Source organism: Armatimonadota bacterium (assembly GCA_020354555.1).
GTDB lineage: Bacteria > Armatimonadota > Hebobacteria.
The window spans coordinates 1,945,480-1,958,127 of record CP070648.1; the positions used below are offsets into that span (position 1 = coordinate 1,945,480).

At 67.5% G+C, this 12,648-nt stretch carries 10 protein-coding genes; 5 read left to right on the forward strand and 5 right to left on the reverse strand.

Annotated elements, in window-relative coordinates; all coding sequences use genetic code 11:
- Positions 1–740, reverse strand: a 740-nt coding sequence (locus JSV65_07950) for an extracellular solute-binding protein (protein UCH36275.1), incomplete at its 3' end; no start/stop codon positions are given.
- A gap of 411 nt (positions 741–1,151) precedes the next feature.
- Between JSV65_07950 and JSV65_07955 the strand changes: the two genes are divergently transcribed.
- The gene (locus JSV65_07955; GenBank protein ID UCH36276.1) at positions 1,152–1,946 is read left to right on the forward strand and encodes a phosphodiester glycosidase family protein; all 795 of its coding nucleotides are present in this window, start codon (positions 1,152–1,154) and stop codon (positions 1,944–1,946) included.
- Positions 1,947–2,176: 230 nt separating this feature from the next.
- On the forward strand, positions 2,177–3,571 hold the full coding sequence (locus tag JSV65_07960; protein ID UCH36277.1) for a hypothetical protein: 1,395 nt from the start codon (positions 2,177–2,179) through the stop codon (positions 3,569–3,571).
- 18 nt (positions 3,572–3,589) lie between these two features.
- Here JSV65_07960 and JSV65_07965 read toward each other — a convergent pair whose 3' ends face one another.
- Complete coding sequence (locus tag JSV65_07965) at positions 3,590–4,876, reverse strand: pyridoxal-phosphate dependent enzyme (protein UCH36278.1); 1,287 nt, start codon at positions 4,874–4,876, stop codon at positions 3,590–3,592.
- Between the two features lie 288 nt (positions 4,877–5,164).
- Here JSV65_07965 and JSV65_07970 point away from each other — a divergent pair, with 288 nt between their 5' ends.
- A complete protein-coding gene (locus tag JSV65_07970) occupies positions 5,165–6,727 on the forward strand; it encodes a hypothetical protein (GenBank protein UCH36279.1) in 1,563 nt (520 codons plus the stop codon).
- A 36-nt stretch (positions 6,728–6,763) separates the two neighbouring features.
- Entirely contained in the window at positions 6,764–7,774 is a 1,011-nt protein-coding gene (locus JSV65_07975; GenBank protein UCH36280.1) for an SUMF1/EgtB/PvdO family nonheme iron enzyme, read from the forward strand.
- A 170-nt stretch (positions 7,775–7,944) separates the two neighbouring features.
- Here JSV65_07975 and JSV65_07980 read toward each other — a convergent pair whose 3' ends face one another.
- Both JSV65_07980 and uppP read right to left on the reverse strand, forming a co-directional pair.
- On the reverse strand, positions 7,945–9,024 hold the full coding sequence (locus tag JSV65_07980; GenBank protein ID UCH36281.1) for a Gfo/Idh/MocA family oxidoreductase: 1,080 nt from the start codon (positions 9,022–9,024) through the stop codon (positions 7,945–7,947).
- Positions 9,025–9,171: 147 nt separating this feature from the next.
- Positions 9,172–10,005 (reverse strand): undecaprenyl-diphosphatase UppP, encoded by an 834-nt coding sequence (uppP, locus tag JSV65_07985; GenBank protein ID UCH36282.1) that lies wholly within the window; start codon positions 10,003–10,005, stop codon positions 9,172–9,174.
- 191 nt (positions 10,006–10,196) lie between these two features.
- Here uppP and JSV65_07990 point away from each other — a divergent pair, with 191 nt between their 5' ends.
- Positions 10,197–11,870, forward strand: a complete 1,674-nt coding sequence (locus tag JSV65_07990) for a HEAT repeat domain-containing protein (protein ID UCH36283.1) — start codon at positions 10,197–10,199, stop codon at positions 11,868–11,870.
- Between the two features lie 131 nt (positions 11,871–12,001).
- On the opposite strand, the gene JSV65_07995 is transcribed toward JSV65_07990, so the two are convergent.
- On the reverse strand, positions 12,002–12,648 hold a 647-nt coding region (locus JSV65_07995), incomplete at its 5' end, for a hypothetical protein (protein UCH36284.1).

Consider the following 12,648-nt stretch of genomic DNA (forward strand, 5'->3'; position numbering starts at 1 on the left):
AGGTGCTCGTAGCGGCCGGAGAAGTAGTTCTCGATGATGCTCAGCTTCATGCCCACGTCGCCGCGCTCGAAGTCCACGTGGGGCGGGCTGTATGTGCGCAGGTCGGCGTGGTACTTCAATGCCTGCGCACCTTCCTCGCTGTCAAAGGTCACGCGCGTCAAATCCTCGCTCACCAGCTCCGCGCCGGCCTGCCACATCAGCAGCGGCACCTGGAACGAACACTGCGTGTAACCGTAGCGATCGGTCTGCCCGTCGCCGTCCGTGTCCGCCGTCAGCATCACCGCTGCCTGGAACACATCCCCCCACGTCTTCGGCAGCGCGGGCACACCGGCGCGCTCGAACAGCGCCAGGTTACAGAACAGCGCGTACGGATTGCCCTCGATGGGCAGCGCCCAGATGTGGTCTCGATAGCGCACCGTGTCCAACACACCGTCAGCGAAGATCGAGGTGTCTATGCCGTCGGGGCCCGCGATGAACTCATCGAGCGGACGAATGCGGTCCTGATCGGCCAGGGTGGCGACGAATTCGCCGTAGGCCATCACCACATCGGGCAAGCTGTTGCCCAGGTACGGCGGGAGCAGGCCGAGCCGCTCCGTCGCGTCGTCGCTGATGCTCTCGGTCAGCGTGCGCGCGTCAACTGTGACATCGGGATTCTGCAGGTTGAAGTTGGCGACGAGACGTTCCATTCCCGCCTCGCGCCCGTCACCAATGAAGTGCTCGAACGTGATGATCCTCGCCATTGCCCTCTCCGCCCAGCCTCCACCGCGGCCCCCGCCGACCGCCCAACAGGTGATCGGTGCTCGCAATATCCGTGCCATTGAACCTGTTCCAGACGCCCGGATCGTCAACCCCAAACCGGTCACCTGACGAAGAGAGGCGCGTCCAATCCGCCCGGCCAGGAGGCTAAGACGCGGCATCGCGCCCCGCGCTTCTCGGCGTAAGGGGTGCATGTGCGTGGTTGTGAATCCGTGGAGATATCGGCCGTAAGTCTAGAAAACATATCCCTTCAGCACTACTGCGACGCTCGTGCAACATCCATCCCCTGCGGCCGGCAACGTTAGCGGGTATAAGTAATATGGGTCTCGTGAAAGACACACGCTTGGGTGGAGGAGTTGCGCCGGTGCTCACTGCCTGCGCGGAGGTGGTCGGGCATGAAAGGAAAGTACCTCGCAGTGGGGGTGCTCGCGGCCGCGTCCTACGGCCTGCTTGGCGTAGCTATGCCTTCCAGCGCGCAGCCCGGTTCCGTCGGCTATGAGATCCGGCGCGTCGCCGGCGTCCGCGCTCACGTCGTCACCGTCAATCTCAACGACCGCGACGTGCAGGTGACGCTGACGCTCGCCCGCGACGGCATCGGCAGCGCGGAGCCCTTCTCCTCAATGATTCACCGCACCACGCCCGACGCCGCCATCACCGGCACGTTCTTCGGCGTCAAGTGCCTCCTGCCCATCGGCAACTTGGTGTGCGATGGGGAGCTGCTCTATCCCGTCAAAACCGGGACCACCCTCGCCATCACGCGCGATAACCGCGCCGTGCTGGTGCCGACCAAAGCGGGCGAGCTGCTGGACTGGTCGGAGTACTCGACTGGTATCTTCGCCGGCCCCACCCTGGTCAGAGACGGCAAGTACGCCGTGGCGCCGTGGGCCGAAGGTTTCACCGACCCCGGCCATTACCGCCACGCCCGCCGCACCGCCGCCGGCATCAAGGCCAACAACAAGCTGCTCCTCGTCGCCGTCCCGCAGCATGTCACACTAACGCGCATGGCGGCGATCATGAAGGCGCTCGGCGCGCGCGACGCGGTCGCCCTTGACGGCGGCACGTCCGCCGCGCTCTACTACCGCGGCAGCACCATCGTCCGGCCCGGCCGCAAGCTCACCAACGTTATCGCGGTCTACGCCAACGGCCGCCCCGAGCGCATGATCGCCGGCGGGCCCGCGCCCGCGGGGTAGCACGCGCCCCTGGGCAGCCTCGCGCACGCGGTAGGGAACCCCTTTACCCGCTGCTCTCGTCGTGCCCGTATCTGCCCACCACCCCACGCGGCCATCGCGACACGCTGGCAGGACGGGCGCCCGGCATAGAGAACTCAACTCGCAGCACAGTCCGCGCACAATCACACCGCAAATCGTCTCCGGAGATGCATGGCATGAGTTCCGAGAGCGTGCGCATATGTGGATGTGGAATGGGTCACACGTGTGTGCTGGCGGCTGCGATGATGGGCCTCATGCTCGGCGTCGCAACTCCGCGGGCCGCCGCGCGCGCAGGCGATAATGGGATTGATATCTACCCCGCCAATCCCCACTACTGGCAGTACCACGGCAAGCCGGTGCTGCTCCTCGGCGGGTCGGTCGAAGACAACCTGTTCCAGATCCCGAACTTGGCCGAGCACCTCGACACCCTCGCCGCCGCCGGCGGCAACTATGTCCGCTGCACCATGTCCGCCCGCGACGAGGGCAACGAGTGGCCGTTCAGGAAAGTCGGCGATCTCTACGATCTCGATCAGTGGGACGAGGAGTACTGGCGCCGCTTCGCCACCTCTCTCGATGAAACCCACCGCCGCGACATCATCGTGCAGATCGAGGTGTGGGCGACGTTCGACTTCTACCGCGACTGCTGGGATCGCAATCCGTTCAACCCCAGGAATAACTCGACCTATACCGCCGAAGAGACCGCCCTGCCGACCAAGGTGGACAGTCACCCGCTTGAGTGCGAGAACAGCTTCTTCTGGTCCGTCCCCGCCGAGAACAACCAGCAGACCGTCCTCAAGTATCAGCAGCGGTTTGTGGACAAGCTGCTCTCGTATTCGCTGCGCCACGACCACGTGCTGTACTGCATGGACAACGAGACAGCCGTGACGCCCCAATGGGGCATGTACTGGGCGAAGCACATCCGGGACGCCGCGGCGAAGAGCGGCAGGAAAGTCCACACCACCGAGATGTGGGATCCATGGGACCTCCGTGATGCGAAACACCGCGCGACCCGCGACCACCCCGACATCTACAGTTTCGTCGAGATCTCGCAGAACAACCACCAGCGTGGGCAGACGCACTGCAACCGCGCCCTGTGGGTGCGCCGCAGCATCGCCGACGCGCCGCGCCCGCTCAACAACGTCAAGATCTACGGCGCCGACACCGGCCGCTTCGGAAACTCCCGCGACGGTGTCGAGCGGTTCTGGCGCAACATCTTCGCGGGGGCGGCGTCCGCGCGTTTCCACCGGCCGGACTCCGGTCTCGGCCTCAGCGAATTGGCGCAGCGGATGATCAGGAGCGCCCGCGAAGTCACCGGCGCCATTGACCTCTTCCGCTGCGAGCCGCGCCCCGATCTGCTCGCCGATACACAGGACGACGAGGCGTACTGCCTCGCCAACCCCGCTGCGCAATACGCGGTCTATTTCCCCGACGGCGGAATCGCCCGGCTCTCACTCCGGGGCGCCGCCGGAGAACTCGAACTGCGCTGGTGCGACATCGAGGCGGGCCGGTGGACGCAGCCGACGCAGTTAGCGGGCAAGCAGAACGTCCGGCTTCGCGCACCCGGCTCCGGCCAGTGGGCCGCCTTGATCCTCGCCCGCGAACGGTGACATCGAGTCCAGTCAGACCTACTCCGCCGTGCTTGTGACCAATCCCCGCAACTGCGTCAGCTCCGCCCCGATCACCGGCGGCTCGGGCAGGTCGGCGATGCTCGCCAGATCCTTGAGCCCGCTGCCGGTCAGCAAGCAGCACACGGTGTCGCCGCGCGCAATGCGGCCGTCCGTGATCAACTCGAGCATCCCCGCCACGCTGACCACTCCCGACGGCTCGATGAACAACCCCTCGCGCTCGGCGAGCAGCCGCTGCGCGTGCGTGATGTCCTCTTCGCTCACCGCAACCGCCAGGCCGCCGGACTCACGCACCGCGGGCAGCGCCACGTGAGCATCGAAGGGGATGTCATCCGCAAGTCCGCCCGCGATGGTGTGCGCATCTTGCCACGGATTCGCGCATGCCTGCTCCGCCGACCACTCCCGCTCGACCGCGCGCACGAACGGCGCGCACCCCGCGGCCTGCACCGCCGCGAAACGCGGCAGCTTCAATTCCTGTCGCAGGCGCGCCGCGTCTTGGAACCCCTGCCAAATGCTCCCCAGCAATCCGCCGCCCCCGACCGGCGCGACGACCCAGTCCGGCGCGGGCATCTGCTCGACGATCTCTCCCGCGATCGTCCGCGCCCCGACGATGTTGAACGGGTCCGACCGCGCCGCCGTGGACAGCGAATGCCACCCGGACTCCGCAGCCGCCTCCTCCGCCAGTCGGAACAACTGCTCCGCCGAATCGCCCTCGACCCGCACCACGTGGGCCCCGCACAGCTGCACCTGTCGCAGCTTCGCCGCCGACGCCCACGCCGCCGCGATCACCCAGCACTCCGCCCCCGCCCGCGCCGAGTATGCCGCCGCCGCCGCCGCCACGTTCCCCGACGACACGACGTAGAACTGCGCGTCTCCTCTCTCTTGTCGGGACACCGCATGCTGCGCCCCGGCGCCGCCGGCCGCGTCCAGCGCATGCGAAATCCCAACCGATACTTGGCGATCCTTGAAGCTCCCCGTGGGATTCGCCGCCTCGTTCTTGAACCACACTGCGACATCCGCGTCGGCGCCCAGGTGCGCCGCCCGCGTGCACGGCGTCCCGCCCTCGCCCAGGGATACGATGGCATCGGCGTTCGCAATCGGCAGCACCGGATTCGACAGCCACATTGCACCCAGCCCCGGGACACCGCCGAATGGATGCCCTTCCCCGGGGGCCAAGGCGCGCGTGAGCGCCACCCCGAGCAAGCCGTCGCAGGACGCGCACCGCGTTACCTGCGCGTCCTGCTCCGCGCGGCACGACGGACAGAACAAGCGATAAACATCTTTCATAGCGTCACACTGCCCTGGAAAGGGTTGCCGCGACGAGCACATCGCGACGGCGCCCAACGATCACGCGGCGCCAGGTATTGCCGTAGCCCCGCGCTACCCGCAGGCCCCGATAGCCTGGTCTACTGATACTGCGCTTGGGGTGCCCATATCCTGCACGCCATGCGCGCGCGTGAAGAGCGCGCGCCGGCACCGCGGTCGCTTGGCGACAAGGTGAACCGGCGCCGCGGCGCGAACCTCTTCCACAGCAGCACGAAGCCCAGATCAAGAGCACTCGCCATTCGACCAAGCATGCGCTCTCCAGTCCTCGCACTAACACTGGCGGCCTCGATTGCGACGATTGCGTGGAATGGCAGCGTACCACGTGCGGCCGACGCTGCGTCCGGCGCGACGCGCGAGCCACCCGCCACGCCCGCCGCCACAGAAACCATCATCCCCTACGGGGACTTCGTCAAGGTCAACCGCTGGAGCGACATCCCCTTGCCCCAGCCGCATCGCCTCGAGCCGATCGCGAGACCGAAGCTGCCGTGCCTTTTCCCGATGCGCCCGCACTCGTGTCCCGCGGACGGCGCTGAGTGGGGCGCCGCTAAGACTTACGAGGCCGAAGTGGATTTCACCGTCCAGAACATCTCCCGCGCCACCCAGGACGTGCTGTTCGATATCCTGGTCTATCCCACGACGCCCTGGCAGAGAGCCGTCATTCACTCCTCGCGTCTGCCTCTGATCGAATGCTTCTACGACAGCGACGGCAACGCGTGGGTGCGCGCCGTGGCGGGGCGCATGCTGCCCGGAGAGCGGCGGGAGCAATCGCTGCGCATGACCGTGTCTGTCGCCAAGATGGCGCTGCAGCACGCAGAGAAGCGCGAGGCGCCGGGGGCGCCTGACTACTCGCCTGCAGTTGCGCGGTTCCTGTCGGACCAGTCCGAGGGCGAGGCGAGGGTCAACTGGTCGGGGACTCCCGAACTCACGGAAGTCGCACGCAAGATCACCGCGGACAGGAAAGGCAGTTTCGCCAAGGCCCGGGCGATATACCAATGGATGCGCCAGAACATCCGCTACGGCGCCACCGGCCATGGCAGCGGCCACTCCGCGCTGGTGCGGCGCAAGGCAGCCTGCGGAGGCCAGGCGAGGCTGTTTGTCGCGCTCTGCCGATCCGCCGGCGTCCCCGCACGCGAGATTGACGGCCACAACGCGCAGCACAAAGACGGGTCAGTCTCTAGCCATGCGTGGGCCGAGTTCTACGTGCCCGGCTTCGGCTGGGTGCCCGTGGACACGACGACCTCGCGCTTTGCCTACTCGACCCCGTGGCACGTCGGCAAGACGACCGCATTCACGCGCTATCAGCAACTCGTCTGCATCCCACGGTCGCACCAGAACGACGCCTATCACCAGGCCGGCGCAATCATCGTCGTCACCAAGGACGGCGCCGTGGCGCCTGAAGGCGAGTGGGGCTTGGCGTCCCTGCGCCTGGACATCCGCGAGGTGCAAGGCACAGCCAGCCGGCAGCGCCGGCCCGGCGTGACCCTGCGCTTCGACGACACCGCGCTCTACGTGGATGCCATCACCAGAGAAGGATCGCTGCTGATCCCGGTGCGCGCCTTCGAAAGCCTGGGCGCGGCGGTGAAGTGGGACCGTCGCGGTCGGATCGTGACTTCGCTCGACTCGCGCTCGGTCGCGATGACCGCCGGACAGGCTGTCGTCGTCGTCGCCCGAAATGGACAGCGCAAGAGCGCTCGATGGCCGGTCGCCCCGCGCGCGATCAATGGTATCACGTACGTTCCGCTGCGCGTGCTCGCGGAGGCATTCGGATTCGCAGTCGAATGGAAAGGTAACCTCGTCCGGCTCAGCCGCTGAGCGGACGAAGCAGTCCAGCAAGGAGGAGGACGCTGAATGCGGAGTGCAATACGCTCACTCATCCCTATGCTCGTAATGGTTTCCTTGGCGGCGGGCGTCGCCGGGGCTCAGGACGAGCGCCCGGCCGAACCCGTCTCCGCGACGCCCGTGGGCAACCCGAATGCGGTGGTCTGGCGCACGCCCGAGCCGCCCGCGGACCCGCAGAAGTGCGACGTCTGGGTCAACCCCAAGGATGACATGGAGATGGTATACATCGCCCCCGGCGAGTTCACCATGGGCAGCTCGAATGCCGAGATCGAGAAGTGGCTCGGGGCACATCCCATTGACCAGTTCGACTGGTTCGCTGATCAACAGCCGCAGTGCCGCATCCAGTTCGACGGCTACTGGATCGGTCGCACCGAAGTCACCAACGCCCAATACCAGCAATTCGTTCTGGCCACCAACCGCTTCCCGCCGGAGCACTGGGCCAAGACCAACATCCCCTCCGGCCTCGAGGACTACCCGGTGGCGCACATTGACTGGGACGATGCCAAGGCGTACTGCGAATGGGCGGGCGGCCGTCTGCCGACCGAACCCGAGTGGGAGCGCGCCGCGCGCGGCGGCGACGGCCGCACTTTCCCGTGGGGCTTCCAGTGGGACCCCAAGCGCTGCCGGAACCTGGAACTCCTCACGGGCCGCCGGTATGCCGGGCGCGACGCGGCCGCGTTATTCTATCTCGAGTGGGCCGGCAGCCACAACGAGGTACGCGAGGGCCCGGCCGCCGTGGCCTCCTACCCCTCGGGCCTTAGCCCGTGGGGCTGTTTCGACATGGCGGGCAACATGTCGGAGTGGTGCGCGGACTGGTACCAGCGCAAGGTCTACGAGCGCTATAGCGCAGGCGACCTCGCGCCGCCTCAGGGCAGCCCCCTGGGACTGCGCGTCGTGCGCGGCGGCGCCTTCAGCAATGGCGAACCCAGGTCCTTCCGCTGCGCCGCACGCAGTTACTCAGCGTATTTCAAGAAGGGCGTCGACATCGGCTTCCGCTGCGCCCGCGACGCCGCGCAGTGAGCCCGCAGCGAGAGCGGTCTCTACAACACGCAGGGGCACAGCGACGCTGTGCCCCTGCTTCTGTGTCATCTGCCATTGCCCGACGCGGCGCGTATCCGGCCGGCACCACGAAGCGGGACTCCGCCCCCTACCAGGAAGAGGCTTGCCCGCAGCCTCCGGCCGCGCCCGCGCTACCTCCCGATCGCGACTTCCTTCCCCGTGTTCCCCGAGCGGTAAATCGCGTCGAGCATTCGCTGCACCGTCAGCCCGTCCTCGCCCGGCGCGATCGGCTCGGCGCGCCCGCGGATGCACTCCACGAAATGGATCGCCTCCATCTCGTGACCGGACACGTTCGGCGCCGCGGGGGCCATGTCAATATGCACGCCCTGCTTGTCCGTGAAGATGCGCAACTGCGGCTCCAGGCTTGCCCCGCCGACCGTGCCGTAGATGTCGAGGAACGTGCGGTCGCGCTCGATGTGGCTCGCCCAGCTGACCTCGAGCTGAATCGCCGCGTCGTTCTCGAAACGGACGAGCGCCACCGCCAGGTCTTCGACGTCGAACTTCCCGGCGCCGTGGCCCACGCCGTAGCCGCCCTTGTCGCTCGGCCCGATCTCGCTGTACGTCAGCCCACTCGCCCGCACCGGCTTCGGCTTGCCCATCAGGTACCACGCGAGGTCGAGCATGTGCACGCCGAGGTCTATCAGCGGCCCGCCGCCCGACATCTTCTTCACGCCGAACCATCCCCGCGGACACCCGCTGCGGCGCAGCCAGCCGGTCTTGCCGAAATAGATGCGCCCCAGCTCGCCCTTCGCGATGAACTGCTTGAGCACGCCGGTGTCGCCGCGAAAGCGGTTGTTGAGCGCGATCATCAGCAGGCGCTTCGCCTCGCGCGCCGCGGCCACCATGCGCTCGCCCTCGCGCGCGTTCATCGCGAGCGGCTTCTCGCACATTACGTGCTTGCCAGCCCGCAGGCAGTCAATCGTCACCGACGCGTGCAGGTAATTCGGCAGGCACACGCTCACCGCGTCAAGCTCGTCGAGTTTCAGCAGCTCGCGGTAGTCCGTAAACACGCGCTCCGCGCCGAACTCCGCCGCCGCTGCCTGCGCGCGCGCGGCGTCGAGGTCGCACACCCCGATGATCCTCGCATCCGGCGATTTGCGGTACCCGCTGAGGTGCGCGCGCCCGATGCTCGCCCCGATAATCGCGACCCCGATCTGCCCCTTCGTCTTCGTCTCGAACTTCGCCGTCGTCTTGTTCGTCTTCGCTGGCATCAACCAGTCAATTCCTCCCGATCAAATTGTGAGCAACGCGCGCCCCGCCCGCGACATTAACACGAGGGAGAGTATATGGAGCCGGCTTGCGGCCTGTCAAGCTAGGGCAGTCCAGGGAGCGCGGTTCGTAGCCGCGCGGGGGGTTTGTCACAGCATCGCCCGCGAGGCGAGGTACACGACGAGCGCGCCCACGGCGATGCGATATGCCACGAAGGGGTACAGCGTCCCGCGGCCGAGATACGCGAGGAAGAACTTGATGACCGCGTAGCCGCTCACCGCCGCGCTCAGCACGCCGACCACGAACGGCCACGCCATTCCCGCGGGTATCCCCGCGCCGATCAAATCCCACCCCTCCGCCGCCGCCGCGCCGCCGATGATGGGTATCGAAATGAGGAACGAGTAGCGCGCCGCAGCCTCGCGCCTAAAGCCCGCGAACAGCCCGGTCGCTATCGTGATCCCCGCCCGCGACGTGCCCGGCGCCAACGCGAGCGCCTGCGCCAGCCCGATAATAACCGCATCGCCCCATCCGACGGCCTCGACCCCGCGCCGGTGCTTGCCCGCCCATTCCGCTGCCGCCAGCAACACGCCGACGCCGACGAGCAGCAGCCCGATGATGAGCGGGGCGCCGAGCCGCTGCTCGATGACATCCTCGAACAGCACCCCCGCCGCCGCGCCGGGGATGGTGCTGATAATCACGAGCCACGACAGCTTGCGATACGGATCGTCCCGCAGACTCCATCGCGCAATGCTGCCGAGCCACCCGCGAACCAGCCCGACCACCTCGCGCCGGAAGTACAGCACGACGCCGACGAACGTCCCGAAATGCAGCGCGACGTCGAAAGTCTTGTTCAGCTCGGGATGGTGAAAGATCTCCCACTGCCAGAGCCACGGGACGAGGATGAGATGCCCCGAGCTGCTGATCGGGAGAAACTCGGTCAGCCCTTGGATGATGCCGAGGATGATGGCTTGCCAGATGGTCATGGTGTGACCGACGCGGGAGCACGCAGCGCCCACATATTCGCGGCATTCGGAGGGCATCCCTTTCCAATGCGGGACGCCCGCGCCACGATCCGCGCGAAGCGCGCAGGACGGCGCGGGGCGACGTGGAACTCTTGCCCCGGTTTGGATGTCTGATACTGCGGATGGCCCTGCGACTTCGGAGGAGGTGACCCATGGACGCTTGCTCGCCCCGTCGCGGCCGCGGCCGCATTCAGGCGGCGCTCGTCACGCTCCTGGTCGGCGCGTTGATCTGCGCGCCCGGCCCTGCCCCGGGCGTCGCGGCGACCGCCCCCGCGCAGCCCGGTACGGGCATGTACACCGACCAACAGCTCCGCAGCGCCGACGTCGAGACCCTGTTTCAGACCGTCCTCCGCCCCCAGCCGGGCTACCACAAGTACGCCGGCCTCAACGGGCTCATTCGCAAGTTCCAGATCAGCGATGCCGCGACACAAGACCTGATCCTGACCCTCGCGACGCAGTACCTGCGCGGCAGGACGCCTGACACATTCGACCTCAGGGTGCAGTGCGGCATCCTCTTCGGCGACATCGGCGACGACCGCACCGTGTCGGTCCTCGCGCGGTCACTGCGTCAGGATCCGGCGGTCGGAGTGAGAATGGCGGCGGCCGGCGCCCTGGGCAAGTTCGATTCGCCCACGGCGATCAGCGCGCTCCGCTACGCCGTGAGAAACGAGTCGAGCGAGCAGGTGCGCAACGTCATCGGCCAGGCGATGCGCGGGGAGTTCCGGACCGCGCTGCCGTCGCAACCCGCACCCACGCGTCCGGGCGCGGCGGCGCCGCGCAAGGAGCAGGAGATCCTCCTGCGCGATGCGGCGCAGCCGCCACCGCTGCGCGTCGCGACGCCGGAGAAGCGGCTGCCGTGGCCGTTCCCCGGGGATTTCCGCGCGCAGAATGTCTTCAACAACTACCAGCAGCCGACCGACGAGTACATTCACGGCGGCCTCGATTTCATCCAGCCCGCCGGCACGCCGGTGTCCGCCGTGGATTCGGGCTACGTCGCGGCGGTCGCAACCAATTACCCGGACTGGGGCAAGACGCATTGCTTCTTCATCGTCACGCCGCAGAAGGACGGCAGCGAGGGCTGGTGCTACACGCACGCTGACCCGGGCACCTACACCTTCAAGGCCGGCGACTACGTCGAGCAAGGGCAGCGGCTCGGCGCGGTGGTCAAGTTCTCCGTCGGCGACAAGCCCGGCGTGGATCATTTGCATCTGCACTACGTGCGCTTCGAAAGGACGGCCGAAGGCAAGGTCGAGACGACGAGCCTGCTCGATCCGCTGCTCTTCTTCGAGTACGAGGACGCCCTCGCGCCGCTGATCCTCGAGCCCTTTCACTTCGTGAGGGACGGGACGCTGGAGGAGTTCCCGGCCGGCGCGGGCGGCCGGGCGGTCGTCAGCGGCAAGGTGGACGTCATCGTCGGCATGGCCGACGGCGCGACCGATACGGGATGCAATTGGGGTGTGCCGGTGGTGACGTTCGCCATCACCGGGCCGGTGCGGTACGCCCTGCAGAAGCTCGCGCTCGACCAGCGCGGCAAACTCGCCGACGCCAAGCAGACGCGGCCGCTCTACCTGTCCTACGAGGAGAAGAAGCGGTTCCTCGAAAACCCCGACGGCTTTCCGCGCTATCACTTCCTGCGCATCACGAAGAGTGACGGCGACGGCATAATCGAGCCGGCCGACGCGCTGCATAGTTGGGACACCACGGCACGCGGCGAAGACGGCAAGCGCATCTGGCCCGACGGCGAGTACACGGTGACGGTCCACGCCTGGGACCTGGCGGGCAACGGCGCCAGCGCGGAGTGCACGGTGCGGGTCGAGAACCGGTGATTGGGCCACCCAACGAGGCGGCGATCATTGCGCCATCCGACTATGGCGGACGAGTCTGCGGATATCGCTGAGCCTGTCCGGCATTCCGCGCGCCTCCGCGTTCCCGCCATAGGCGGGCACGCATCAGCGGCTTACGACCCGACCTCCAGCGCGACCGTCGCCACCTTCTTCGGCCCGACGTCGAACGTCACCGCTCCGCCGCCCGCCGGCCCGGCCTCCGGGGTCAGTTCGCTGTCGGGCTCCTCGTTGAGATTCGTCAGCCGCGCGGCGCGAATCGGGCGGAACAACGTGATGCGCCCGAGCAAGGCGTGATCCGTCGGATTGAACGCGCGCACGACGAGCGCGTCGCTCCGCTCGCCGCGCTTGACCGCGCTCAGCACCAGCGCCGCCGGCTCCAGGCGCAGCAGGCTCATCTCCTTCGGCAGCTCGCCGGCGTGCGGCGCGGTCTGCGCCAGCTCGACCGGCACGTTGAGCCGCTCGGTTTCCTCGAACACGTCGCTGTGCGACCACGGCCCCGCGTGCGGGTAGATCCGGTAGCGGAACTCGTGCTCGCCCGGGCTCTGCGACAGCATCATCTCGGGATGCCGCTCCCACCGCCACGACACCGTCGTCAGCGCCACCTCGTACGCGCGCAGCAGCGTCACGGCGACGGTGCGGTCGGGCGTATCGGTGACCTCGTACTCCCTCATGCCGTCATTGATGATCGCCAGTCCGACCTTCCCGTCGCTCACGTCAACAAACCGCTGCTGCGGATGCGTCGGGTTCCAGGTGTGACGCC